General features: G+C 60.6%; 18 protein-coding genes, 3 pseudogenes and 3 riboswitches. Of the genes and pseudogenes, 16 read left to right on the top strand and 5 right to left on the bottom strand.

Translation table 11 applies throughout. The features are described from left to right. Positions 1-193 precede the first annotated feature (193 nt). Positions 194-280: riboswitch (cyclic di-GMP riboswitch) on the top strand. A 119-nt stretch (positions 281-399) separates the two neighbouring features. From ACQ4MM_RS14855 to ACQ4MM_RS14845, 3 genes are all read left to right on the top strand, one after another. After that, positions 400-2,154 (top strand): S8 family serine peptidase, encoded by a 1,755-nt coding sequence (locus ACQ4MM_RS14855; RefSeq protein ID WP_431478074.1) that lies wholly within the window; start codon positions 400-402, stop codon positions 2,152-2,154. Positions 2,155-2,370: 216 nt separating this feature from the next. Further along, positions 2,371-2,457, top strand: a riboswitch (cyclic di-GMP riboswitch). Between the two features lie 119 nt (positions 2,458-2,576). Then, positions 2,577-4,331 (top strand): S8 family serine peptidase, encoded by a 1,755-nt coding sequence (locus ACQ4MM_RS14850; protein ID WP_431478073.1) that lies wholly within the window; start codon positions 2,577-2,579, stop codon positions 4,329-4,331. A gap of 267 nt (positions 4,332-4,598) precedes the next feature. Then, positions 4,599-4,687, top strand: a riboswitch (cyclic di-GMP riboswitch). A gap of 103 nt (positions 4,688-4,790) precedes the next feature. Continuing rightward, on the top strand, positions 4,791-6,545 hold the full coding sequence (locus ACQ4MM_RS14845; RefSeq protein WP_431478072.1) for a S8 family serine peptidase: 1,755 nt from the start codon (positions 4,791-4,793) through the stop codon (positions 6,543-6,545). 58 nt (positions 6,546-6,603) lie between these two features. Here the strand turns inward: ACQ4MM_RS14845 and ACQ4MM_RS14840 are convergent, their stop codons facing one another. Next, entirely contained in the window at positions 6,604-7,326 is a 723-nt protein-coding gene (locus ACQ4MM_RS14840; protein ID WP_431478071.1) for a PEP-CTERM sorting domain-containing protein, read from the bottom strand. Between the two features lie 232 nt (positions 7,327-7,558). Between ACQ4MM_RS14840 and ACQ4MM_RS14835 the strand changes: the two genes are divergently transcribed. The 10 genes from ACQ4MM_RS14835 (at position 7,559) to ACQ4MM_RS14790 (ending at position 13,629) form a co-directional block, all read left to right on the top strand. Then, positions 7,559-9,022 carry a protein adenylyltransferase SelO gene (locus ACQ4MM_RS14835; RefSeq protein ID WP_431478070.1) on the top strand — a complete coding sequence of 488 codons (1,464 nt, stop codon included), beginning with the start codon at positions 7,559-7,561 and terminating at the stop codon, positions 9,020-9,022. Between the two features lie 9 nt (positions 9,023-9,031). After that, positions 9,032-9,430 carry a peptide-methionine (R)-S-oxide reductase MsrB gene (msrB, locus tag ACQ4MM_RS14830; RefSeq protein ID WP_431478069.1) on the top strand — a complete coding sequence of 133 codons (399 nt, stop codon included), beginning with the start codon at positions 9,032-9,034 and terminating at the stop codon, positions 9,428-9,430. A gap of 4 nt (positions 9,431-9,434) precedes the next feature. Then, positions 9,435-10,064 carry a septation protein A gene (locus ACQ4MM_RS14825; protein ID WP_426337954.1) on the top strand — a complete coding sequence of 210 codons (630 nt, stop codon included), beginning with the start codon at positions 9,435-9,437 and terminating at the stop codon, positions 10,062-10,064. Beyond that, entirely contained in the window at positions 10,061-10,333 is a 273-nt protein-coding gene (locus tag ACQ4MM_RS14820) for a BolA family protein (protein ID WP_090442643.1), read from the top strand. Before ACQ4MM_RS14825 ends, ACQ4MM_RS14820 begins: the two co-directional genes overlap by 4 nt. A 120-nt stretch (positions 10,334-10,453) precedes the next feature. After that, positions 10,454-11,233 (top strand): peptidylprolyl isomerase, encoded by a 780-nt coding sequence (locus ACQ4MM_RS14815; protein WP_431478068.1) that lies wholly within the window; start codon positions 10,454-10,456, stop codon positions 11,231-11,233. Between the two features lie 64 nt (positions 11,234-11,297). After that, the gene (locus tag ACQ4MM_RS14810; RefSeq protein ID WP_431478067.1) at positions 11,298-12,074 is read left to right on the top strand and encodes a peptidylprolyl isomerase; all 777 of its coding nucleotides are present in this window, start codon (positions 11,298-11,300) and stop codon (positions 12,072-12,074) included. Positions 12,075-12,202: 128 nt separating this feature from the next. Beyond that, positions 12,203-12,547, top strand: coding sequence for a DNA alkylation repair protein (locus tag ACQ4MM_RS14805; protein ID WP_431478066.1), 345 nt, complete (start codon positions 12,203-12,205; stop codon positions 12,545-12,547). A gap of 7 nt (positions 12,548-12,554) precedes the next feature. Further along, positions 12,555-12,716 (top strand): DNA alkylation repair protein, encoded by a 162-nt coding sequence (locus ACQ4MM_RS14800; protein WP_431478065.1) that lies wholly within the window; start codon positions 12,555-12,557, stop codon positions 12,714-12,716. Then, entirely contained in the window at positions 12,643-12,804 is a 162-nt protein-coding gene (locus ACQ4MM_RS14795) for a DNA alkylation repair protein (RefSeq protein ID WP_431478064.1), read from the top strand. Before ACQ4MM_RS14800 ends, ACQ4MM_RS14795 begins: the two co-directional genes overlap by 74 nt. A 144-nt stretch (positions 12,805-12,948) precedes the next feature. After that, entirely contained in the window at positions 12,949-13,629 is a 681-nt protein-coding gene (locus ACQ4MM_RS14790; RefSeq protein WP_431478063.1) for a hypothetical protein, read from the top strand. Between the two features lie 3 nt (positions 13,630-13,632). On the opposite strand, the pseudogene purL reads toward ACQ4MM_RS14790, so the two are convergent. Continuing rightward, positions 13,633-17,678 (bottom strand): annotated as a pseudogene (purL, locus tag ACQ4MM_RS14785) (phosphoribosylformylglycinamidine synthase). A gap of 220 nt (positions 17,679-17,898) precedes the next feature. On the opposite strand from purL, the gene ACQ4MM_RS14780 reads away from it, so the two are divergent. Beyond that, complete coding sequence (locus ACQ4MM_RS14780) at positions 17,899-19,509, top strand: tetratricopeptide repeat protein (RefSeq protein ID WP_431478062.1); 1,611 nt, start codon at positions 17,899-17,901, stop codon at positions 19,507-19,509. A 12-nt stretch (positions 19,510-19,521) separates the two neighbouring features. Beyond that, positions 19,522-20,283, top strand: a pseudogene (locus ACQ4MM_RS14775) (response regulator); the annotation flags it as partial. Here the strand turns inward: ACQ4MM_RS14775 and ACQ4MM_RS14770 are convergent. Together ACQ4MM_RS14770 and ACQ4MM_RS14765 are read right to left on the bottom strand one after the other, a co-directional pair. Further along, positions 20,254-20,568: a hypothetical protein gene (locus ACQ4MM_RS14770; protein ID WP_431478061.1), complete on the bottom strand. Its 315-nt coding sequence runs from the start codon at positions 20,566-20,568 to the stop codon at positions 20,254-20,256. The pseudogene ACQ4MM_RS14775 and the gene ACQ4MM_RS14770 sit on opposite strands and share 30 nt — an antisense overlap. Positions 20,569-20,697: 129 nt before the next feature. Continuing rightward, complete coding sequence (locus ACQ4MM_RS14765) at positions 20,698-20,892, bottom strand: hypothetical protein (RefSeq protein ID WP_431478060.1); 195 nt, start codon at positions 20,890-20,892, stop codon at positions 20,698-20,700. Here ACQ4MM_RS14765 and ACQ4MM_RS14760 point away from each other — a divergent pair. Next, positions 20,891-21,160, top strand: a complete 270-nt coding sequence (locus ACQ4MM_RS14760) for a hypothetical protein (RefSeq protein WP_431478059.1) — start codon at positions 20,891-20,893, stop codon at positions 21,158-21,160. The two genes, ACQ4MM_RS14765 and ACQ4MM_RS14760, sit on opposite strands and share 2 nt — an antisense overlap. On the opposite strand, the pseudogene ACQ4MM_RS14755 reads toward ACQ4MM_RS14760, so the two are convergent. Continuing rightward, positions 21,157-24,773, bottom strand: a pseudogene (locus tag ACQ4MM_RS14755) (hydantoinase B/oxoprolinase family protein). The gene ACQ4MM_RS14760 and the pseudogene ACQ4MM_RS14755 sit on opposite strands and share 4 nt — an antisense overlap. Positions 24,774-24,783: the final 10 nt, after the last annotated feature.

Below are 24,783 nucleotides of genomic sequence, written 5' to 3'. Positions count from 1 at the left end.
CCCGACATTTGCCGGGCTTTTTATTTAATTTCATTATTGTAACTACGAAAGTAATAGTAACTATAAGAAATAATCCAAGTCGTTGAATTAACTAAAGTTTCTTTAACTTCAGACTTAATTGCGACATTCAAAAAAAGTTTTAAAGATTTGCTTGCCATGCGGCAATTAGCGACATAAGATTCCGTACAGCAAGATCTGAAAAGGGCAAACCACTGGAAACGGTGGGACGCAAAGTCATCGGTCTACAGAGCTTCGGCTCCATGACGGCAGGACTGCCAGACAAAAGTATCCCCCAGCCGCGGGCTCGTATGCCTGTGTGCTTTGTGATGCAGTCTTCTACCGGCATAGACCGGCGGGCAGTCCTCGTTTTTTTATTTTTCGAAAACAGGGACTCGCACCATGAAAACCATCACCACCTTCTCCGCCGCAATCGCTACCGCCATCGCCACCCTGGCTGCACCAGCCTTCGCCGCTCAAAACGACGATTTCGCCTCGGGCCGCATCATCGTGGAACCGCGTGCCGGCCTGACCGTGGCTGAATTCACCAAGCTGCTGAAAGCCAATGGCGCCGGCAACGCCCGCAAGCTGGGCCAAAGCAACATCCACGTCATCGACGTGGCGCACGGCTCGGAAAAGGCCATCGCCAACAAGCTCAAGCACAACCCGCACTTCAAGTTCGCCGAACTGGACCAGCGCGTCGCCGTATCGGCCACCACCAACGACCCGATGCTGGGCAGCGAATGGCACATCAACAAGATCGGCGCGGCGACCGCCTGGGATAGCGTGCAAGGCGCCGGCATCACCATCGCCATTCTGGACTCGGGCATGGATGCGGCCCACCCTGACCTGGCCGGCAACACCGTCGCGGGCTACAACTCCTACGACAACAACACCAACACCGCCGACGTGTGCGGCCACGGCACCAAGGCTGCCGGCTCCGCCGCCGCCGCCGCCAACAACGCCGTCGGTGTGGCCGGCGTCGCCAACAAGGCCCGCATCATGCCGGTGCGTATCGCCTACAACAACTCCGGTTCCTGCTACGCCTACTTCTCGACCATGGCCAGCGGCGTGACCTGGGCCGCCGACCACGGCGCCCGCGTAGTCAACATCAGCTACGCCAACGTCCCAACCAGCTCGGCCGTGCAAAGCGCCGCCAACTACCTGAAGGGCAAGGGCGGCCTGCTGTTCGTCTCGGCCGGTAACTACAACCGCGACGAAGGCTTCACCCCGACCGATACCATGATTGCCGTTTCGGCCACCGATTCCGCCGACAACCGTTCCAGCTTCTCCAGCTACGGCGCCTTCGTCTCGCTGTCGGCGCCTGGCACCGGCATTTACACCACCGTGATGGGTGGCGGCTACGGCGCCGTCAACGGCACCTCCTTCGCCAGCCCGGTCGCCGCCGGCGTGGCCGCCCTGGTGATGTCGGCCAACCCATCGCTGAGCGCTGACCAGGTGAAGAACATCCTGTTCACCACCGCCGTCGACCTCGGCACTGCCGGCCGCGACATCTACTTCGGCTACGGCCGTGTCAACGCCGCCGCCGCCGTGGCTGCCGCCAAGTCCATGCCGGCCCCTGATACCACTGCGCCGACCGTCGCCATCGCCAACCCGCTGGCTGGCAGCACCGTTACCGGCCTGGTCTCGATCGGCGTCAACGCTGCCGACAACGTGGGCGTGGCCCGCGTCGACCTGAAGGTCAACGGTACCGTGGTCGCTTCCGACAGCGCTGGCCCCTACGCCTTCAGCTGGGACTCCACCGGTGTGGCCAACGGCATGAACAACCTGGTGGCCATCGCTTATGACGCAGCAGGCAACGTTGCCAGCTCCAGCACCGTGTCCGTCAACGTGGCCAACGCTGCTCCTGCCATCGTCGCCGACACCACCGCCCCTGCGCTGGCCATTGCCAACCCGACCTCCGGCATGGTTTCCGGCACCGTGAACGTGAGCCTGAACGCGTCCGATAACAGCGGCGCCGCCGGCATCAACATGAGCCTGTACATCGACGGCCAACTGAAAGCTTCCGGCATTGGTGCCTCCCTGTCCTACAGCTGGAACACCCGCAAGATCGCTTCCGGTACCCACACCGTACAGGCGGTCGCCAAGGACGCAGCCGGTAACACCACCTCCCGCAGCGTACAAGTGACCCGCTAATTAATAAGAACCCCTGTTCCAGCCCGGCTTCGGCCGGGTTTTTTTATTTAATTTCATTATTGTAACTACGAAAGTAATAGTAACTATAAGAAATAATCCAAGTCGTTGAATTAACTAAAGTTTCTTTAACTTCAGACTTAATTGCGACATTCAAAAAAAGTTTTAAAGATTTGCTTGCCATGCGGCAATTAGCGACATAAGATTCCGTACAGCAAGATCTGAAAAGGGCAAACCACTGGAAACGGTGGGACGCAAAGTCATCGGTCTACAGAGCTTCGGCTCCATGACGGCAGGACTGCCAGACAAAAGTATTCCCCAGCCGCGGGCTCGCATGCCTGTGTGCTTTGTGATGCAGTCTTCTACCGGCATAGACCGGCGGGCAGTCCTCGTTTTTTTATTTTTCGAAAACAGGGACTCGCACCATGAAAACCATCACCACCTTCTCCGCCGCAATCGCTACCGCCATCGCCACCCTGGCTGCACCAGCCTTCGCCGCTCAAAACGACGATTTCGCCTCGGGCCGCATCATCGTGGAACCGCGTGCCGGCCTGACCGTGGCTGAATTCACCAAGCTGCTGAAAGCCAATGGCGCCGGCAACGCCCGCAAGCTGGGCCAAAGCAACATCCACGTCATCGACGTGGCGCACGGCTCGGAAAAGGCCATCGCCAACAAGCTCAAGCACAACCCGCACTTCAAGTTCGCCGAACTGGACCAGCGCGTCGCCGTATCGGCCACCACCAACGACCCGATGCTGGGCAGCGAATGGCACATCAACAAGATCGGCGCGGCGACCGCCTGGGATAGCGTGCAAGGCGCCGGCATCACCATCGCCATTCTGGACTCGGGCATGGATGCGGCCCACCCTGACCTGGCCGGCAACACCGTCGCGGGCTACAACTCCTACGACAACAACACCAACACCGCCGACGTGTGCGGCCACGGCACCAAGGCTGCCGGCTCCGCCGCCGCCGCCGCCAACAACGCCGTCGGTGTGGCCGGCGTCGCCAACAAGGCCCGCATCATGCCGGTGCGTATCGCCTACAACAACTCCGGTTCCTGCTACGCCTACTTCTCGACCATGGCCAGCGGCGTGACCCGGGCCGCCGACCACGGCGCCCGCGTAGTCAACATCAGCTACGCCAACGTCCCAACCAGCTCGGCCGTGCAAAGCGCCGCCAACTACCTGAAGGGCAAGGGCGGCCTGCTGTTCGTCTCGGCCGGTAACTACAACCGCGACGAAGGCTTCACCCCGACCGATACCATGATTGCCGTTTCGGCCACCGATTCCGCCGATAACCGTTCCAGCTTCTCCAGCTACGGCGCCTTCGTCTCGCTGTCGGCGCCTGGCACCGGCATTTACACCACCGTGATGGGTGGCGGCTACGGCGCCGTCAACGGCACCTCCTTCGCCAGCCCGGTCGCCGCCGGCGTGGCCGCCCTGGTGATGTCGGCCAACCCATCGTTGAGCGCTGACCAGGTGAAGAACATCCTGTTCACCACCGCCGTCGACCTCGGCACTGCCGGCCGCGACATCTACTTCGGCTACGGCCGTGTCAACGCCGCCGCCGCCGTGGCTGCCGCCAAGTCCATGCCGGCCCCTGATACCACTGCGCCGACCGTCGCCATCGCCAACCCGCTGGCTGGCAGCACCGTTACCGGCCTGGTCTCGATCGGCGTCAACGCTGCCGACAACGTGGGCGTGGCCCGCGTCGACCTGAAGGTCAACGGTACCGTGGTCGCTTCCGACAGCGCTGGCCCCTACGCCTTCAGCTGGGACTCCACCGGTGTGGCCAACGGCATGAACAACCTGGTGGCCATCGCTTATGACGCAGCAGGCAACGTTGCCAGCTCCAGCACCGTGTCCGTCAACGTGGCCAACGCTGCTCCTGCCATCGTCGCCGACACCACCGCCCCTGCGCTGGCCATTGCCAACCCGACCTCCGGCATGGTTTCCGGCACCGTGAACGTGAGCCTGAACGCGTCCGATAACAGCGGCGCCGCCGGCATCAACATGAGCCTGTACATCGACGGCCAACTGAAAGCTTCCGGCATTGGTGCCTCCCTGTCCTACAGCTGGAACACCCGCAAGATCGCTTCCGGTACCCACACCGTCCAGGCGGTCGCCAAGGACGCAGCCGGCAACACCACCTCCCGCAGCGTGCAAGTAACCCGCTAATTAATAAGAACCCTGTTTCAGTCCGGCTTCGGCCGGGCTTTTTTATTATCATATGGAAATTATAGTTAATATGCGACCAAATGAAAATTGATTAATAACAATTTCTTCGCGACATTAGTTAACTCATTGATTTGACTGAATATTATTATTCGCTACAATCTTGCAAGCCAACTTTGCACAAATACTCAGACATATTTGTTTCAGGATGTAATTTCCGCGCGAAATCATTTGCCACACGGCAAATCGTGAATTACTATCGATGCTGAAGTCTGATAAAGGCAAACCGCGCGAAAGTGCGGGACGCAAAGTCAACGGTCTAACGACGCTTCAACGTCTATGACGGCTGGACTGCCAGATACACAGGTGACCCTGATGTCCCCGGTGTGCTCTTCAACCACCTATTCCAGGTGGTGGGCAGTCCTCTTTTTTCTGTAACCTTGAAAACAGGACTCGCTTTAAATGAAGAATCGCACCTGCATCGCCCTGATCCTCGCTGCTGCAACCCCACTGGCATTCTCCGCCCCAAACCACGGCGACCCCGAATTTGCCAAAGGCCGCATCCTGGTCGAGCCGCAAGCCGGCCTCACCATCGATGAATTCGCCAAGGACCTGAAAATCCATGGCGCAGGCAAAGCCTACAAGCTTGGCCAGAGCAACATCCACGTTATCGAAGTGCCGCATGGCTCCGAGAAGGCGCTGGCAAACAAGCTGAAGCACAATCCGCACTACAAGTTCGCCGAGCTGGATGAACGCGTCGAGGTCAGCGCCACGACCAATGACCCGTACCTGGGCAGCGAATGGCACATCGCTAAGATGGGTGTCAACACCGCCTGGGACAAAACCCAGGGCGCAGGCATCACCATCGCCATCCTGGACTCCGGCATCGACTCAAGCCATCCGGACTTCGCGGGCCGCCTCGTCGCCGGCTATAACTCTTACGACAACAACACCAACACCGCCGACGTCTGCGGCCACGGTACCAAAGCAGCCGGCTCGGCAGCCGCTGCCTTGAACAATGGCGTTGGCGTGGCAGGCGTTGCCGGCCAAGCCCGCATCATGCCAGTGCGTATCGCCTATAACAACTCCGGTTCCTGCTACGCCTACTTCTCGACCATGGCCAGCGGCGTGACCTGGGCTGCCGACCACGGCGCCCGCGTAGTCAACATCAGCTACGCCAACGTCCCAACCAGCTCGGCCGTGCAAAGCGCCGCCAACTACCTGAAGGGCAAGGGCGGCCTGCTGTTCGTCTCGGCCGGTAACTACAACCGCGACGAAGGCTTCACCCCGACCGATACCATGATTGCCGTTTCGGCCACCGATTCCGCCGACAACCGTTCCAGCTTCTCCAGCTACGGCGCCTTCGTCTCGCTGTCGGCGCCTGGCACCGGCATTTACACCACCGTGATGGGTGGCGGCTACGGCGCCGTCAACGGCACCTCCTTCGCCAGCCCGGTCGCCGCCGGCGTGGCCGCCCTGGTGATGTCAGCCAACCCATCGCTGAGCGCCGACCAGGTGAAGAGTATCCTCTTCACCACCGCCGTCGACCTGGGTACTGCAGGCCGTGACATCTACTTCGGCTACGGCCGCGTCAACGCCGCGGCGGCAATTGCGAAAGCAACCGGCACCGTGACCAGCGCCGACACCACGCGTCCAACGGTCGCCATTGCCGCCCCATTGGGCAGCAGCACTGTCTCCGGTACGGTAGCGGTGAACATCAATGCTGCCGATAACGTCGGTGTGGCGCGCGTACAGTTGAAGGTCAACAGCACAATTGTCGCCACCGACAGCGCCAGCCCGTTCAGCTTCGCATGGGATTCCAAGGGCGTAGCCAACGGTATGGCAACGCTGACTGCAATTGCCTATGACGCAGCAGGCAACATGACATCGTCCAGCCCGGTTAGTGTCAACGTCTCGAACAGCACCACTACTGTAGTTCCGACGACCGACACGACCGCGCCGGCGGTGGCCATCACCAACCCGACCAATGGCGGCACTGTGCACGGCAACGTCAACGTTTCCGTGAATGCATCGGACAACAGCGGCGCTGCAGGCATTTCGATGTCCTTGTATGTGGACGGTGCGCTGGCCATTTCCGGCAGTGGGTCCAGCCTGTCGTATAACTGGAAGCCAAGCAATGGCAGCCACACCCTGAAGGCAGTTGCGCGGGACCGTGCCGGCAACACCTCGACCAGCACCGTCAGTGTACGCAAGTAACCTGTCCCTGGAATGAAAAACGGCAGCCGCGGCTGCCGTTTTTTTTGTGAGCATCAATTTACTGGAACCGGCGCCGGCGGATAAATGCCAATCCCGCCAGGCCTGCACCGATGATCGCCAAGGTCCCTGGCTCAGGAACTTCCTGTTCTCCGCCCCCACCGTCACCGTCGCATTCGCCGGTATCGGGATTCACGACACAGTTCGCGGTGAACCAGCCGCTATCGTCAGCCGTGCCAATTTGCTGGACGTGGATGGCAGCACCAAACCCGCCGCCCGCGCCACTGCCCTGGCCGTTTTGCGAAGACAAAGCTTCAGCGATCATGTCGAGTGTCAAGCCCGCCATGGTGATGTTGATCACTGCAAAGCTGTCCGAATTCAGTTCGCCGCTATTTTCAGCGAAGTGAACAACAAAGTCATATTTCCCAGTACCGTCGGCGACGCAGCATTCATTCCCCTTTTCATACGAACTTGGGGTAACTGATCCGGCCTCACCCGCATTCGCGAACGAAAGCTGCGAAGCGTCCCCATTCAAGTTGAAATACCATTCGTCAATTGACGCAGAACCGGGCATGATGCTGAACACGTCCAGGCGCAGCTGAACGCCGCCCGAAATGGCGGTAAAAGTCGCCTTTGCGAAAATATCATCGGTACCCAGACCCGGAATGCTTGTACCCGAGGCAGCTGGATTGGTGAATTCGTAGACGACGTCTGCTTTTGCAATCGGCATTGCAGCTGCCAACATCAGTGCTGCTGCACCCAACATTTTGCTTAGATTTTTCATGGCCCCCCCCCTGGTTGTAGGTAACTTGCTTTATGCATGAAGCGTGCCCAAGAATCACAAGTGTATGGAATCAAGCAGTTAACCTCAGCCATATTGACTTCGCAGTCATCCCGTGTAAAAGTTACCGACAGATTTCGAAGTGAAATTAGGGATTTATCGATTCTTAAAGGATACTTATATTGCCCGCACGCAGCTCCACGACGGCCACCGAGCTGCGATACAATGCGGGCATATGAGTGCCACCATCTTTTCGTTCGAGAACTCCTTCGCAGGTCTTCCCTACTCGTTCTACACGCACCTGATGCCGACGCCATTGCCGGCGCCCTACCTCGTCGCGTTCAGCCCATCCGCCGCTCGCTTGATCGGCAGCGATCCCACGGCGCTCACAACGCAGGAAGCTGTCGAGATCCTGGCCGGCAACCGCGTGGCCGAGCGCTCAAAGCCTCTGGCCGCAGTTTATTCCGGGCACCAGTTCGGCGTATGGGCGGGGCAACTGGGAGATGGCCGCGCCATCCTGCTTGGTGATATCGCGACTGACGATGGTCCAATGGAGCTGCAGCTCAAAGGTGCGGGCATGACACCATACTCCCGCATGGGTGACGGCCGCGCGGTCCTGCGTTCATCGATCCGCGAGTTCCTGTGCTCCGAGGCGATGCACGGCCTGGGCATTCCCACCACCCGTGCATTGTCCGTGGTCGGCTCGGACCAAGGCGTGGTGCGCGAATCGATCGAAACCGCGGCAGTGGTGGTGCGCATGGCACCAAGCTTCATCCGCTTCGGTTCTTTCGAACACTGGTACTACAACCGCAAGCCGGAAGAACTCAAGCAGCTGGCCGATTACGTTATCGCCCGCTTCTACCCGTCCCTGCGCGACGAGGAAAACCCCTATGCGGCCCTGCTTGAAGAGGTCACGCGACGTACTGCGCGCATGATTGCGCACTGGCAAGCCGTAGGCTTCATGCATGGTGTAATGAATTCCGACAATATGTCGATCCTGGGCCAAACCCTCGATTACGGCCCGTTTGGCTTCATGGATGGCTTCGACGCCAACCAGATCTGCAACCACAGCGACGAGCAGGGCCGCTATTCCTATTCCAACCAACCGCAGATCGGTCATTGGAACTGCTACGCCCTGGCGCAGGCCCTGCTGCCCCTGATCGGGGAAGTGGAGCTGACGCAAGAGGCGCTGGACGTCTACCAGCCCGAGTTCGCGCGCCACATCGACCTGCTGCTGCACGCCAAACTGGGTTTGACCACTACGCAGGAAGGCGACCGCGAACTGCTGGATGGCTTGTTTGCTGTCCTGCAGGCCAATCACACCGATTTCACTATCTTCTTCCGTCGCCTGGGCGGCCTGCGCGCTAGCAGCACCGACGGCGACGAACCGCTGCGCGACCTGTTCATTGACCGCCCTGCTTTCGACAACTGGGCCGAAGCTTACCGGGCGCGCCTGCGCGCCGAAAACAGCGACGATACCTCTCGAAAACTTGCGATGGATCAGGTCAACCCCAAATATGTGCTGCGAAACTATATGGCACAAGTTGCCATCGAAAAGGCGCAGAATAAGGACTTCTCCGAGGTCGAGCGCCTGCTGGCACTGCTCGAGCGCCCCTTCGACGAGCAACCCGAAAATGAACAATACGCAGGCTTCCCTCCGGACTGGTCCAGCCAGCTTTCGGTAAGCTGCTCTTCGTGAGGAAACAAAATGAGCGACAAAGTAGTCAAGAGTGACGCAGAATGGCGCGCCCAGCTCGATCCGATGGAATATCAGGTCACCCGCCATGCCGCCACCGAACGCGCCTTCACCGGCAAGTTCTGGGATCACCACGAGCACGGCATCTACACCTGCGTGTGCTGCAACACGCCCCTGTTTGAATCAGACGCCAAGTTCGACTCTGGCTGCGGCTGGCCAAGCTACTTCAAGGCCCTCGATCCGGCGAATATCATAGAGAAAACGGATCGCACGCATGGTATGCTGCGCACCGAAATCATCTGTGCAGTATGTGATGCCCACCTGGGTCACGTGTTCCCGGATGGTCCGCCGCCGACCGGATTGCGCTACTGCATTAACTCGGCTTCGCTGCGCTTTGAACCACATCCCTAATAAGATGAAGATTATTTTTGACCTGTTCCCGCTGATTCTGTTCTTTGTCAGCTATAAGTTTGCCGGCGGCCACCAGGAAGCCGCGCACGCCATGTTGAATGCCCACTTGGGCGGCCTGGTATCTGGCGGTGCAATTCCCGCTTCCCAGGCGCCTATCGTGGTTGCCACCATCGTCGGTATTATCGGCACCGCAGCCCAGGTGTTATATCTGCTGGCGCGCCGTAAGAAAGTCGATGGCGCACTATGGGTTTCCCTAGTGGTGTTTATCGTATTCGGCGGCATGACTATCTATTTCCACGACGATGACTTTATCAAGTGGAAGCCGACCATTATTTACTGGTCGCTGGCTACCGCAATGCTGGTCGCTTACCGCTTCTTCGATAAGAACATGATCCGCCTGGCGATGGAAAAGCAGGTCCAGCTGCCAGAACACGTCTGGGTCCGCCTGCATTTCATGTGGATCACCTTCTGGCTGGTGTTGGGTTTCGTCAACCTGTTCGTTGCCTTCATCCTGTTCAAGTCGGATAACGACGCCTGGGTCAATTTCAAGGCTTTTGGCGTAACCGGACTGATGCTGGTGTTCTTTATCGCCCAGGCTTTCTACCTCTCTAAACATATTAAGGATGAAGCATGAGCGACCCGCGCCTGGCCAAGATTCGCGAGCGCCTGGAAGCGGCGCTGGCTCCGTCTGAAATCGTGCTCGATGATGAATCCGCGCTGCATGCCGGCCATGCCGGCGCGGCCTCCGGTGGCGGCCATTACAGACTGAAAATAGTCTCTACTAAATTCGAGGGTGTGAAACTCGTCATGCGCCATCGTCTGGTGTATGATTCCGTGCACGATATGATGCATAAAGAAATTCATGCATTGGCCATTACCGCACTGGCACCGTCCGAAGTATGATATGCGCGGAGTTTTTGGGAAACATCAAAAAGAACCTCGATCGTTGAATAGTAGAGACATCTCGGCGAACCAGCCCAAAATCCCCGCAATTCAGTAAACTTTCCGTAGGAATTAAACTAAATGACTTTCAAGCCAGCCCGCTTGCTGCTCGCACTTATCGCCGTTGCCGCTGCACCAGCTTTCGCCCAGAACGCCGCCGTCGTTAATGGCAAAGCCATCCCTACCGCCAAAGTTGACGCCCTGGTCAAGCAAGTCGTTGCTCAAGGTCAGCAGCAAGACACCCCACAACTGCGCGACATGATCAAGAAGTCCCTGATCGGCCGCGAAGTAATGATCCAGGAAGCCGAGAAGCAAGGCCTGTCCAAGAGCAAGGACGTTACCGTCGCTCTGGAACAAGCCCGCCAGGACATCATGCTGAACGCCCTGGCCGCTGATTACGTGAAGAAGAACCCGGTTGGCGACGCCGAAATCAAGGCTGAATACGAGCGCGCTGTCAGCGCCGAAGGCGACAAGGAATACCACGTGCGCCACATCCTGGTGGAAACCGAAAAAGAAGCCACCGACATCATCGCCAAGCTGAAAGGCGGCGCCAAGTTCGAAGACCTGGCCAAGAACTCCAAGGACACCGGTTCCGCAGCCAACGGCGGCGACCTGGACTGGGGTACTCCAGGCAACTTCCCTAAAGTCTTCGCAGATGCATTCACCTCCCTGCAAAAAGGCCAGGTTACCGAGAAGCCAGTGCAAACCCCGAGCGGTTTCCACGTGATCAAGGTTGACGACACCCGTGCGGTCAAGCTGCCGACCCTGGAAGAAGTGAAGCCACGTATCGCCGATTCCCTGATGCGCGCAAAACTGCAGTCCTATCAGGAATCCCTGGTTAAGAAAGCCAAAGTACAATAATCCGTCACGGACCTGATCCGGCGCCCGAGCGGCGCCGGATTTATTTTAACTAAGGAAACACTCAATGAAATTTAAACCAGCCACCCTGCTGTTGGCCCTGATCGCAGTTGCAGCTACCCCTGCTTTCGCCCAGAACGTCGCTACCGTGAACGGTAAAGCCATCCCATCCGCCCAGATGGAAGCCGCTGTCAAACAAGCTGCCGCCCAAGGCCAGCCTGATTCGCCACAACTGCGCGACATGATCAAGAAATCCCTGGTCGGCCGCGAAGTGCTGGTGCAGGAAGCTACCAAGCAAGGCGTTGCTGCCAACAAGGAAGTGAAAGAAGCCCTGGAACAAGCTCGCCAGGACATCATCATCCGCGCCCTGCTGGTTGACTATGTCAAGAAGAACCCAGTGAGCGAAGCCGAGATCAAGTCCGCTTACGACCAGTTCAAGGCTTCCAAAGGCGAAAAGGAATACCACGCTCGCCACATCCTGGTGAAGACCGAGAAAGAAGCAACCGACATCATCGCCAAGCTGAAAGGCGGCGCCAAGTTTGAAGAACTGGCCAAGGCCTCGCAAGATCCAGGTTCGGCTGCCAACGGCGGCGACCTGGACTGGGCAGCACCAGGCAACTACGTGAAGCCATTCGCGGATGCCATGGTGGCCCTGAAGGACGGCCAGGTCACCGACAAGCCAGTGCAATCGCAATTCGGCTACCACGTGATCAAACTGGAAGGTTCCCGCGCAGCTAAAGTGCCGGCACTGGAAGAAATCAAAGGCCAGATCTCCGAGTCCCTGACCCAGCGTAAAGTTGCGGCTTACCGCGACCAGCTGGTAGCCAAGGCCAAGGTGCAGTAATAATCCCGGGTACGCCTTTATCGGCCGCCTCGACCAAGCGCCCTACGGGGCGCTTTTTTATTATGCCAACGACAAGAGACTTCGTTTCCGCCCTCGCCCCTTTGGCCGATGCGGCCCGGGCGCCCGCGATGCGCGCCTATATGCGCGAGCAGTTCCCCTTCCTCGGCATTGCCACCCCGGTGCGCCGCGAGGCGATCAAACCAGTCATCAAGCAGTTCAAGGACGCGTCGCCGGGCGGGCTCATCAGCGTGGCCGGCGAGCTATGGCGACTGCCTGAACGGGAATACCAGTATGCGGCCCTGGATTTGATGGCAGCACATTGGAAGCAATTCAACACTGACGATTTGCCGGAATTGCTGGCCTTTGTATTACGCAAGTCGTGGTGGGATTCGGTCGACGGGATGGCCGGCATTGTCGGAGACGTTCTGCGCTTTGACCACCACGGAATGGGACGCGGCATTAAAGCACGATAATTTCTGGATGCGCCGAATTGCCCTGCTCCACCAATTAGGCTGGCGCGGAAAAACCGATGAAATGCGCCTGTTCCGATATTCCATCGCACTCGGCCATGAAAATGAATTTTTCATTCAGAAAGGCAATTGGTTGGGCCTTGCGCGATTATGCCCGCCACGCCCCACATAATGTCGCTCAATTCATTAATGAAAATAAGACCGCATTGTCGAAATTGAGCATCCGCGAGGCCGGTAAGCATTTGATGCCCGTGAACTAAGCCTGGATCTGGCGGATACAAGCCAGATGTTGGCGTGCATCCCGGTAGCCAATACGCGACGCCAAAACAACAGCAATAATGCGCACAATTGCCGCTTTTGAAAATGTCACGTTAAACTCGTGACAACTAAAAGGAGGCTGGAAAATGATTAAACTCGCATTACGGCAGTTAATCGCTTGTGGCGCTTTCATTACCGCAGCTCCCGCCATGGCAAGCGTCATCGCGACATTTGATGACCTGCCTTTTCCGCCTGCGCTCGATAGTGCAACCGGCATCCAGTGGACTAATGCGACGGCTAGCCTCGATTATCAAGGCGTCATTTGGGACGCCCGTTTTGGCGTCGTGGGCGACCAATATCGCGTGGGCGGCCCGAGCGGCCCCTTATTCGGCATTCCCCATTCCGGCCATTATTTCGTTTCCAACGCTGACGGTTCGTCAGGCCTGACACTGGCCACGGACAAGGTACTGACCGGCGCCTGGTTCGGCCGCAACCAGTACTACGGGTTTGGGGAAGGCGGCGCGGACCAGGTCACCATCGTGGCCCTGAATGGGGCGAGCGAACTTGCTGCGGTCGTGTTTGATTTGCCGGAAAGCCATCCCGGCCAGCCGGAACCCCTGTCATTTGTCGATACCAGTATTTTCGCGGCCCTGGGCCCGATCACGGGCTACCGGATCGATCGGCGCGAACTTGGACAGCTGAATGGAAACTGGGTCGCCGACGACTTCCAATTCGTCGATGCGACCCAGGTGCCGGCCCCGGGCGGAGCCGTGTTGATGCTAGGCGGTATTGCCGCCCTGCTGGCGGCCCGCCGGCGACGCGCTTAAGCCTTAAGCAATGAACTTGCGCGCGTTGCCCCACATGCGCGCCCAAGGCGAATCCTCGCCCCAGCCGTCCGGATGCCAGGAGTTCTGCACCGTGCGCGAAACACGCTCAGGGTGCGGCATCATCACGGTGAAACGGCCATCGGCCGTGGTCACCGAGGTCAGGCCGCGTGGCGAACCGTTCGGGTTGTACGGGTAGGTTTCGGTGGCGCTGCCCTTGTTATCCACAAAACGCAGTGCACCGATTGCCTCGTCGATATTGCCGGTCTGGCTGAAGTCGGCGAAACCTTCACCGTGCGCGATCGCGATCGGAGCCTGGGTACCGCTCATGCCCCTGCAGGAAGATCGACGGCGAATCCAGCACTTCCACCATCGAGAAGCGTGCTTCGAACTTCTCGGACTTGTTGGTGGTGAACTTAGGCCATGCATGCGCGCCTGGAATCAGCGATTTCAGGTTCGACATCATCTGGCAGCCGTTGCAGATACCCAAGCCGAAAGTGTCTTTGCGCTGGAAGAACTTGGCGAACTGCTCAGCCATTTCCGGGTTGAACAGGATGGATTTGGCCCCAGCCTTCGCCGGCACCCAGCACGTCGCCGTACGAGAAGCCGCCCACGGCGATAATGCCCTGGAAGTCGTCCAGCGAAACGCGGCGTGCGATCAGGTCGCTCATGTGCACGTCGACGGCGGCAAAGCCGGCGCGGTGCATCGCCCATGCAGTCTCGATATGCGAGTTGACGCCCTGTTCGCGCAGGATGGCCACGCGCGGACGCACGCCCGACGACAGGAATGGTGCAGCGATGTTTTCCGCCATGTCGAAGGCGACCTTTGGCTGCATGCCTGGATCGGTTTCGTCCAGCAGGCGATCGTATTCTGCATCCGCGGTTGCTGGGTTTTCGCGCACGCGGGAAATACGCCAGCTGGTTTCGCTCCACAGGCGGTGCAGTTCGGCACGCGGCTGCGAGTAGATGGTCTTGGCGTCGCGGGTGAATTCGATCACGCCACGGTCGTTCAGCTTGCCGATGATGTGGCTGCAAGCGCCCAGGTTGAAGCTGCGCAGCACGTCCATGACGGCCGACTTCTCCTCTGCGCGGACCTGGATCACGGCGCCCAGTTCTTCATTGAACAGTGCCGACAGGGTCAGTTCGTTGCGGCGCTCAGCCACCTGGCCGGCCCAGTTCTTGGCATCGCCGTGGTCCATGGTGCCTTCTTCGCCCAGGGTCAGCATGTCCAGGTTGACCGACAGGCCGGCGCGGCCGGCAAAGGCCATTTCCACCAGGGTTGCGTACAGGCCGCCGTCGGAACGGTCGTGGTAGGCCAGGATCTTGCCTTCCTTGTTCAGCTGCTGGATAGCATTGAAGAAGCCTTTCAGGTCTTCCGGCGAATCCACGTCCGGTGCGGTGTTGCCCAACTGGCCCATGACTTGCGCCAGCGCCGAGGCTCCCATGCGGTTCTTGCCGCGGCCCAGGTCGATCACGATCAGGGAAGTTTCGCCCAGGTCGGTGCGGATCTGCGGGGTCAGCGACTTGCGCACGTCGTACACCGGCGAGAAGCCCGAAACGATCAGCGACACCGGCGAAATCACGGCCTTGTCGGCGCCTTCGTCCTTCCAGGTGGTGCGCATCGACAGGGAATCCTTGCCGACCGGGATCGACAGGCCCAGTGCAGGGCACAGTTCCATGCCGACCGCTTTCACGGTATCGAACAGCGCGGCATCCTGGCCTGGCTGGCCGCAGGCCGCCATCCAGTTGGCCGACAGCTTGATGTCGGAAATATCGTTGATCGGCGCGGCAGCCATATTGGTAATGGTCTCGCCGACCGCCATACGGCCCGAGGCCGGCGCGTTGATCACGGCCAGCGGAGTACGCTCGCCCATCGCCATCGCCTCGCCCACATAGGCGTCGTAGCTCAAGGTGGTCACGGCGCAGTCAGCCACCGGCACCTGCCATGGGCCGACCATCTGGTCGCGCACGGACATGCCGCCCACGGTACGGTCGCCAATGGTGATCAGGAAGCTCTTGTCGGCCACGGTTGGCAGCAGCAGCACGCGCTTGGCGGCTTCTTCCAGCTGGATGCCGGTCAGGTCGATGGCCGGCAGCTCGTTCTGCACATGCGTGACGTCGCGGTGCATTTTAGGCGGTTTGCCCAGCAGGACATCCATCGGCATGTCGACCGGGTTGTTGCCCATTTCCTGGTCGATCACCTTCAGTTGACGTTCCTCAGTTGCCACGCCGACAACGGCGAACGGGCAGCGCTCACGCTCGCACAGGGCCTGGAACAGTGCCAGGTCGCTTGGGGCGATGGCCAGCACATAGCGTTCCTGCGATTCGTTGGACCAGATCTCTTTCGGGGCCATGCCGGATTCTTCCAGCGGCACCTTGCGCAGGTCGAAGATCGCGCCGCGCTTGGCATCGTTGGTGATCTCAGGGAAGGCATTCGACAGGCCGCCCGCGCCCACGTCGTGGATCGAGATGATCGGGTTCTGGTCAGCCAGTTGCCAGCAGCCGTTGATGACTTCCTGGGCACGGCGTTCCATCTCCGGATTGCCGCGCTGGACCGAATCGAAGTCCAGGTCGGCGGTATTGGTGCCGGTCGCCATCGACGAAGCGGCCGAGCCGCCCATGCCGATGCGCATGCCAGGACCGCCCAGCTGGATCAGCAGGCTGCCTACCGGGATGTCGTTCTTGTGGGTGTGCGAACCGGAGATGTTGCCGATACCGCCGGCAATCATGATCGGCTTGTGGTAGCCCATCACGGTGTCTTTGCCGCCAGCGAATTGCTGGCCGATGTTCTGCTCGTAGGTACGGAAGTAACCGCCGAGAACGCAACGGCCGAATTCGTTCGAGAACGCCGCGCCGCCCAGCGGACCGTCAATCATGATCTGCAGCGGCGAAGCGATACGCTCCGGCTTGCCGTACACCTGGCTTTCATCGCGCTTGCCCACCGGCGCGGTCACGTTGGCGGCGTTTTCCCATGCCTGCACGGCGCCTGGGATCATCAGGTTGGATACGGTGAAGCCGGTCAGGCCGGCTTTAGGCTTGGAGCCACGGCCGGTTGCGCCTTCGTCACGGATTTCGCCGCCGGCACCGGTCGAAGCACCCGGGAATGGCGAGATTGCAGTCGGGTGGTTGTGGGTTTCCACCTTCATCAAGGTGTGCACCAGCTCGGTCGACGCTGCGTATTCCTGGCCTTCGCGCGGGTAGAAGCGGGTCACTTGCGCGCCCTCGATGATCGACGAGTTGTCCGAATAGGCCACGATGGTGCCGCGCGGGTTCTTCTCGTGGGTATTCTTGATCATCTTGAACAGCGACTTGTCCTGCGCCACGCCGTCGATGGTCCAGTCGGCGTTGAAGATCTTGTGGCGGCAGTGCTCGGAGTTCGCCTGGGCGAACATCATCAGCTCGACGTCGGTCGGGTTGCGCTTGGCGCTGGTGAAGGCTTCCAGCAGGTAGTCGATCTCGTCGTCCGAGATCGCCAGGCCCAGGTCGGTATTGGCTTTTTCCAGCGCGGTGCGGCCAGCGCCCATCACGTCGATCGATTCCAGCGGCTTGGCTTCCAGGCTCGAGAACAGGCCGGCAGCCTGATCCGGGTGGCGCAGCACCGATTCAGTCATGCGGTCGTGCAGCAGCGCGGCCACGGCCTGCGCCTGCTCGCTATCCAGCTTCTTGGCTGCGCCCAGGCCGGTGCCCAGGATGCCGCCCTTCAGGTTGATGCGATAGGCAACCCCACGTTCCACGCGATGGATGTGCGCCATGCCGCAGTTGTGCACGATATCGGTGGCTTTGGAAGCCCAAGGCGAAATGGTGCCGAAACGCGGAATGACGACAAACTCTTCCACCACGCCTTCAGCATGCTCCGGCAAGGCAGGCTCGCCGTAAGTCAGCAGGCCATGCATGCGGTTCAAATCATCTTCGGACAGGGGGGAAGCGGCGTCGACAAAGTGGATAAAGCGGGCTTGGACCGACGTAATGGCAGGCAGAACTGCTTGAAGCTGGTTGAGGAGGCGTTGGCTACGGAAGGAGGACAGGGCGTTGGAGCCCGGCAGAATCAACATAGTGGGGGCGTGAAGAATGCAGCGTAGCTGCGGTTTAAAGGAATACTGTGCACGAGCTGACTGGTCTTGCTGTATTTCGATTTGCCGACATTATACTTGTTTCAGGCATCACTTCCCACCCTTCCTTCATTGGCCCGAAAGCAACATTTGCTGCGTTTACGCCTGTTTTTTTGCTCGTCCTTGGGGTATTCTGGCTTTATGACAGCCTTTTGCCTTCAAAATGCAAGAATATAGCGACCTGTCAGTCCTGCTTATCGACCCCAGCCAGCATATGCGCAGCGGGCTGCACAATATGCTCGGCCAACTGGGGATCACCCGCATCGAGCACGGCGTGAGCGCAGGAACTGCCATCCGCCTCCTCGAAAAGAAGGCGTTCGACCTGGTCTTTTGCGAGTACGACCTGGGCAACGAACACGGACAGGACGGCCAGCAGTTGCTGGAGGACCTGCGCCACCACAAGCTGATCTCCCCTTCCACCATCTTCATCATGCTGACCACCGAAGGCGTCTACAGCAAGGTTGTGAGCGCGGCGGAGCTGACGCCGACCGATTACATCCTCAAGCCTTTCACGGTCGACGTGCTGGCCCAGCGCATTGCGCGGGCAGTCGACCGGCGCGGCGCCCTGCTCCCAATTCACCAGATGATCGAGCGCAACAGGCTACGCGAAGCGATCCTGTCCAGCGAAGTCGCGGCAGCGGCCAACCCGCGCTATGCCACCGAATGCGCGCGTTTGCGCGCCGAGACCCATACCGCCCTGGGTGAAGTGCCGCAGGCGGAAGCACTGTACCGGGAAATCCTTGAAACGCGCCCCTTGGGCTGGGCCCAGCTCGGCCTGGCGCGCTGCCAGTTCCAGCAAGGCCAGTTGGCCGAAACTCTGGACACCCTGCAGCGCCTGATCGACGACAATCCCAAGTACATGGCGGCCTACGACCTCATGGCGCGCACCCAGCAAGCGCTTGGCCAGCCGGCGGAGGCACGGGCCGCGCTGGAGGCGGCGGTCTCGATTTCGCCCCACATGGTGCGGCGCCTGCGCCACCTGGGCCAGGTGGCGATGCAAGCGGGCGATCTGGAAGCCGCCGAAAAGACCTACAGGCAGGTGGTCGCCAAGTCCAGGTATTCGGAGTTCCGCGACCCGGAAGACCATGTGAACCTGGTGCGCGCCCTGGTCCAGAAAGGCGATGCCCACGGCGCGGCGAATGCCCTGCGCGAGCTGGAGCGTTCGGCGCGCAGCGGTCCGGCGACCGACGCTTGCAAGGCCTTTTCCGCCGCCCTGGTACAGGATTTGAACGGCAATGGCGCGGCCCTGCATGCGGAATTGGCAAACGCGGTGCGCGCCGCCAGCGAAGCCGATGGCCTCTCCAGTGCGCTGAGACTGGGCCTGGCCGAACACTGCCTGCAGCAAGGAATGGATGAACAAGGCATGCAATTGCTCGATGCGCTGGCCGGCGATCCGGTCAGCGGCATCAGTGAAGCCGACGCGGCAGCGGTCTACGAGCGTGCGGGCCGCCCAGAACTGGCACAGAACCAGGGCGACAGCGTGGAGCGCTACCTCGACGGCCTGGTAAGGCAGGCGGCCGCGCGCAGCGGCCAGGGCGACCAGCGCGGCGCCATCGAGGTGCTCCAGGTTGCCGTGCGGCGGCGCCCCGGGAATGCCGGGCTGATCTCGGCACTGGCCGCCGCCATGCTGCGCCTGATGGGCGACAGCGGCTGGGAATCGGCGCTGGGCGAGCAATGTGCTGCACTGTTAATACGAATGCGCAAGGCGGATCCCCATCATCCGATGCTGGCTGCGCTATCATCACAATATGTCACCCTGCGGGGCAAACAATAAGAGACGAAGTTAATGCAATCGTATAGCGACCTGTCGGTGTTGATCATCGACCCCAACCCAGCGATGCGGGGCAACCTGCACAATATGCTGAACCAGTCCTCGATCACGCGGATCGAGTATGCCGTCAGCTCGGGCACGGCGATCCGCCAACTGACCAATAAACGCTTTGACGTTATCCTGTGCGAATACGATCTTGGCAGCGGCAATGAAGACAACGGGCAGGATGGCCAACAGTTGCTGGAAGACCTGCGCCACCACAAGCTGATCGACCGCTCGGCCATTTTCATCATGCTCACTTCGGAGGCGGTACAGACCAAAGTGATCGGTGCCGCCGAACTGACGCCGACCGATTATGTGTTGAAGCCGTTTACTGTCGATGGCCTGATGCAGCGCATCGGCCGCGCCGTCGAGCGTCGCGCAGTATTCATGCCGGTCTACCAGCTGATCGCCCAAAGCAAGCAGCGCGAAGCCATCGATGCCTGCCAGGAAGCCGAAGCCGCCAATCCTCGCTACGCCACCGAATTTGCGCGCCTGCGCGCCGAACTCCATTACGAGGCCGGCGAGCTCGCCCAAGCGGAACTGGCTTACCAGGGGATCCTGATCGGCCGTCCCACGGGCTGGGCACAACTCGGCCTGGCGCGATGCCAGTTCGGCCTGGAACGCTATGCCGATGCGATAGGCACGCTGGAGCGCCTGCTTGAGGCCAATGCAAATTTGATGGCAGCCTATGACTTGCTGGCCCGCTCATACGAGGCCATGGGGCAGTCGCAGCAAGCCAAGAAGATCCTGGAAGACGCGGTTTCCATGTCGCCGAACATGGTGCGCCGCCTGCGCCACCTTGGCGAGGTGGCCTATGGCACGGGCGATATCACCGCGGCGGAGAAGGCTTTCCGCCAGGTCGTGACCAAGGCCCGCTATTCCGAGTTCCGCGATCCTGAGGACCATGTGAACCTGGTGCGCGCCCTGGTGCGCAAGGGAGACGCCAACCAGGCCTCCGGCGTCATCCGCGACATGGAGCGCACGCTGCGCGCCAGCGCCAATACGGAAGTGTGCAAGCATATCTCCTCCGCCCTGCTGCTCGACATGACCGGGCACGCAACCGAGGCCGCATCTGAATTGTCGAATGCGGTGACGGCGGTCGGCATGGCGCGCGGCTTGTCGAACCGCCTGCGCATCGGGCTGGTCGACTCATGCCTCAAGCATCGGCTGGACAAGGACGCAGCGGATGTCGTCATGCATATGATGAACGACAACGAGAAGCCGATCACCATGGAAGAAGCGGTGAGCGTCTTCGAAAAAGCCGGCCGTCATGACCTGGCGCAGGGCGTCGGCGAGAAAATCGACAACGTCATGCAGGAGCTGGTGAGCGAGGGCCGAGTCCATGGCCCGCCAGGGCGATCACCGGGCGGCTGTGGCGACGCTGCACCAGGCGCTGCGCCGCACGCCGGGCAACCTGAAGGTGCTGTATGCCGCGGTCCAGGCCATCCTGCGCCAGCTGGACGAACTGGGTTGGGAGGCACCGCTGGGCGACCAGGCCGGCACCCTGATCGACCGCATCCGCCGGCTCGACGCCGGCAGCGCTGCGCTGGAAGCCCTGCTGACGCAGTATTCGGGTACCCAGCGCAAGTACGGTATTTCTACCACCGCTTAAACCGGCCCGAAACCGCCGCCGCCCGGCGTCTCGACTACGAAGATATCGCCGGGCTGCATCTCGATCTTGCCGATGTGGCCCAGTTGTTCGGTGCCGCCGCCGGCGCGCAGCACTGTATTGCGGCCCAGCGCGCCCGGCTCGCCACCGGCCATGCCGAACGGCGCATGGATGCGGTTATTCGACAGGATGGCGGCCGTCATCGGCTCCAGGAAGCGCACCTTGCGCACGCCGCCATTGCCGCCATGCCAGTGGCCGCCGCCGCCCGACCCAGGGCGGATCTCATAACTCTCCAGCCGCACCGGGAAGCGGAATTCCAGGATTTCCGGGTCCGTCAGGCGCGAGTTGGTCATATTGGTCTGTACCACATCGGTACCATTGAATCCCTCTCCGGCGCCGGAGCCGCCGCTGATGGTCTCGTAATACTGGTACTTCGCATTGCCGAAGGTGAAGTTGTTCATCGTCCCTTGCGAAGCGCCCTGCACTCCGAGCGCGCCATACAGTGCATTGGTAATGCAGGTCGAGGTTTCGACGTTGCCCGATACCACCGACGCAGGGTAATGGGGGTTCAGCATCGATCCTGCTGGAATGATCACGTGCAGCGGCTTCAGGCAGCCGGCGTTAAGCGGGATATCATCGTTGACCAGGGTGCGGAACACATACAGCACTGCCGCCATGCAAACGGCGGAAGGCGCGTTGAAATTATTGTCCAACTGGCCGGACGTGCCGCTGAAATCGATCTCGGCGCTGCGTTCGGCGGCATGGACGCGCACTGCGACCTTGATCATGGCTCCGTTATCAAGCTTCAGTTCATAACTGCCATTGCGCAGGGCGCTGATCACGCGGCGCACAGCTTCCTCGGCGTTATCCTGCACGTGCCCCATGTAGGCGCGCACTACATCGAGGCCAAAGTGCGCGACCATTTTGCGCAACTCTTCCACGCCCTTCTGGTTGGCAGCGACCTGGGCCCGGAAATCGGCCATGTTCTGGTCGGGATTGCGCGCCGGGTAGCGCGCGCCGGCCAGCAAGGCGCGCGCCTCGGCATCGCGCAACTGGCCGCCGGAGGCACCGTCAACCAGCTTGAAATTGTTTGATCAGGACGCCCTCTTCCTCGATGCTGCGCGAGTCCGGCGGCATCGAGCCCGGCGTGCTGCCGCCGATATCGGCATGGTGGCCGCGCGAACCGACGTAGAACAGGATCTCGCCACCAGCCTGGTCGAAGACCGGCGTGATGACCGTCACGTCCGGCAGGTGGGTGCCGCCGTTGTATGGGTCGTTCAGCATGTAGACGTCGCCGGGATGCATCCGGCCGGCATTCTCGCGCATCACCGTCTTGATGCTTTCGCCCATCGAGCCAAGGATGCACCGGCATATGCGGCGCATTGGCAATCAGGTTGCCTTCGGCGTCGAAGATGGCGCAGCTGAAGTCCAGCCGTTCCTTGATGTTGACCGAGTAAGCGGTATTCTGCAGCCGCAGCCCCATTTGCTCGGCGATCGACATGAACAGGTTATTGAAAATCTCGAGCATGACGGGATCCGCCGTGGTGCCGATGGCACGGCGCACCGGCAACGCTTCCACGCGGGTCAGTACCAGGTGATCCTGCGGAGTCACTTCGGCTTGCCAGCCGGGTTCCACGATGGTCGTGGCGTTGGCTCTCGGCAATAATGGCGGGACCCCTGATGATGTCGCCAATACGGGTCGCATCGCGCTTGAACAGCCCCGTGTCGTGCCATTGGCCGGCCGCTGTACATGCGCACGGTTTGCGATGGCGCCAGCGGTGCGTGGCGCGGCGCCTGCTGCGGCAAGGCCTCCGGCGGCGCATCCGATTTGCCGATTGCCTCCACCGAGACCGCTTCCACGATCATCGCCTTGCCAGGCCATCAGGAAGGAAAAAACGCTTACGGTAGCCGGCCTCGAACTGCGACTTCATGCCATCGATGGTATCGAACAGCACGATCAAGGCTGAATCCGTGCCCTCATAGCGCAGGTGGACACGGCGCACCACGCTGATACGCTCATCGGCGACGGCCTGCGCGTGCAGGTCGGCCACCGCTTCTGCGCCCAGCGCCTGCAAGCGGGCTTCCAGCGCCGGCAGCGCTTCGGGCGCCAGCTTCAACTCGACGGCGCTTTCTCGCTATCGCAGTCTGGTCCGCCAGGCCCATGCCATATAGGCCGACAGCACGCCGGCCAGCGAGTGAATAAAGACCGTCTTCATGCCCAGCGCATCGGCCACCAGGCAGGCGTGCTGGCCGCCCGCGCCGCCGAAACTGGTCAGCGCATACTCGGTCACGTCATGGCCGCGTTGCACGGAAATCTGCTTGATCGCGTTGGCCATATTGCCAACTGCGATTTCAATAAAGCCCTCCGCCACCTGTTCCGGCGAGGAAGGCGCGCCTGTCGCCGGCTGGATTTTCGACTGCCATGGCACTGAACTTTTCGCGCACGGTTGCCGCGTCGAGTGCCTGCGCACCGTCGCTGCCGAACAGTTTCGGGAAAAATCCGGGCTGGATTTTTCCCAGCATGACGTTGCAGTCGGTGACCGCCAACGGCCCGCCACGGCGGTAGCTGGCCGGGCCGGGATCGGCACCGGCGCTATCGGGCCCAACGCGGAAGCGGCTGCCGTCGAAATGCAGGATGGAGCCACCACCAGCTGCGACGGTGTGAATGCTCATCATCGGCGCACGCATGCGCACACCGGCAACCTGGGTCTCGAACACGCGTTCGAATTCGCCCGAGAAGTGCGAAACGTCGGTCGACGTACCGCCCATGTCGAAGCCGATGATTTTTTCAAAGCCGGCCGCGCGACTGGCCCGCACCATGCCCACGATGCCGCCGGCCGGGCCGCTCAGGATCGAATCCTTGCCGTGGAATTTGCGCGCATCGGTCAGGCCGCCGTTGGACTGCATGAAACTGCAGGTTAACGCCAGGGAGCTCGGACGCCACCTGGTCCACGTAGCGGCGCAGGATTGGGTGACAGGTATGCGTCGACAAACAGTCTGTATCGCCGCGCGCCACCAGCTTCATCATCGGGCTGACCTGGTGGGAAACCGAGACCTGCGTAAAGCCGATCTCGCGGGCAATTTGCGCCAGCGCCGCTTCGTGCGCGGTATAGCGATAGCCGTGCATCAGGACGATGGCGATCGAACGCAGTCCTTTGTCGTATTGCGCCTGCAGGGCGGAACGCGCGGCGGACGCGTCCAGTGGCTGTACCACTTCGCCATGCGCGCCCATGCGCTCTTCGATTTCCACCACCTGCCGGTAGAGCAGTTCAGGAAGCACGATATGGCGGTCGAACAGGCGCGGACGGTTCTGGTAAGCGATCCGCAGCGCATCCCGGAATCCCCGTGTAATCGCCAGCACGGTTGGCTCGCCTTTGCGCTCCAGCAGCGCATTGGTGGCCACTGTGGTGCCCATCTTGACCGCTTCGACTTGCTCGACAGGGATGGCGCCTCCGGCCGCGACGCCCAGCAAGTGGCGGATGCCGGCTATCGCGGCATCGCGGTAATGTTCGGGACTTTCCGACAGCAGCTTATGGGTAGCCAGGCTTCCATCAGGCCGGCGGGCCACGATATCGGTGAAAGTGCCGCCACGGTCGATCCAGAATTGCCAGTCCATTGCGCTGCCT

This window comes from Massilia eburnea, assembly GCF_050709955.1.
In the GTDB taxonomy this organism is placed as follows: Bacteria; Pseudomonadota; Gammaproteobacteria; order Burkholderiales; family Burkholderiaceae_D; genus Rugamonas; species Rugamonas eburnea_A.
Note: the sequence above shows the minus strand (reverse complement) of the source record. Positions and strands in the feature narration are given on the sequence as shown.

What these genes read in the sequence shown, in the direction of transcription:
- msrB (WP_431478069.1), top strand. Translation starts at nt 9,032, where the DNA reads ATGAGCGACAAAGTAGTCAAGAGTGACGCAGAATGGCGCGCCCAGCTC.
- ACQ4MM_RS14825 (WP_426337954.1), top strand. Translation starts at nt 9,435, where the DNA reads ATGAAGATTATTTTTGACCTGTTCCCGCTGATTCTGTTCTTTGTCAGC.
- ACQ4MM_RS14840 (WP_431478071.1), bottom strand. Translation starts at nt 7,326, where the DNA reads ATGAAAAATCTAAGCAAAATGTTGGGTGCAGCAGCACTGATGTTGGCA.
- ACQ4MM_RS14790 (WP_431478063.1), top strand. Translation starts at nt 12,949, where the DNA reads ATGATTAAACTCGCATTACGGCAGTTAATCGCTTGTGGCGCTTTCATT.
- ACQ4MM_RS14800 (WP_431478065.1), top strand. Translation starts at nt 12,555, where the DNA reads ATGCGCCGAATTGCCCTGCTCCACCAATTAGGCTGGCGCGGAAAAACC.
- ACQ4MM_RS14805 (WP_431478066.1), top strand. Translation starts at nt 12,203, where the DNA reads ATGCGCGCCTATATGCGCGAGCAGTTCCCCTTCCTCGGCATTGCCACC.
- ACQ4MM_RS14855 (WP_431478074.1), top strand. Translation starts at nt 400, where the DNA reads ATGAAAACCATCACCACCTTCTCCGCCGCAATCGCTACCGCCATCGCC.
- ACQ4MM_RS14815 (WP_431478068.1), top strand. Translation starts at nt 10,454, where the DNA reads ATGACTTTCAAGCCAGCCCGCTTGCTGCTCGCACTTATCGCCGTTGCC.
- ACQ4MM_RS14765 (WP_431478060.1), bottom strand. Translation starts at nt 20,892, where the DNA reads ATGGACTCGGCCCTCGCTCACCAGCTCCTGCATGACGTTGTCGATTTT.
- ACQ4MM_RS14845 (WP_431478072.1), top strand. Translation starts at nt 4,791, where the DNA reads ATGAAGAATCGCACCTGCATCGCCCTGATCCTCGCTGCTGCAACCCCA.
- ACQ4MM_RS14770 (WP_431478061.1), bottom strand. Translation starts at nt 20,568, where the DNA reads ATGCTTGCACACTTCCGTATTGGCGCTGGCGCGCAGCGTGCGCTCCAT.
- ACQ4MM_RS14760 (WP_431478059.1), top strand. Translation starts at nt 20,891, where the DNA reads ATGGCCCGCCAGGGCGATCACCGGGCGGCTGTGGCGACGCTGCACCAG.
- ACQ4MM_RS14795 (WP_431478064.1), top strand. Translation starts at nt 12,643, where the DNA reads ATGAAAATGAATTTTTCATTCAGAAAGGCAATTGGTTGGGCCTTGCGC.
- ACQ4MM_RS14850 (WP_431478073.1), top strand. Translation starts at nt 2,577, where the DNA reads ATGAAAACCATCACCACCTTCTCCGCCGCAATCGCTACCGCCATCGCC.
- ACQ4MM_RS14835 (WP_431478070.1), top strand. Translation starts at nt 7,559, where the DNA reads ATGAGTGCCACCATCTTTTCGTTCGAGAACTCCTTCGCAGGTCTTCCC.
- ACQ4MM_RS14820 (WP_090442643.1), top strand. Translation starts at nt 10,061, where the DNA reads ATGAGCGACCCGCGCCTGGCCAAGATTCGCGAGCGCCTGGAAGCGGCG.
- ACQ4MM_RS14780 (WP_431478062.1), top strand. Translation starts at nt 17,899, where the DNA reads ATGCAAGAATATAGCGACCTGTCAGTCCTGCTTATCGACCCCAGCCAG.
- ACQ4MM_RS14810 (WP_431478067.1), top strand. Translation starts at nt 11,298, where the DNA reads ATGAAATTTAAACCAGCCACCCTGCTGTTGGCCCTGATCGCAGTTGCA.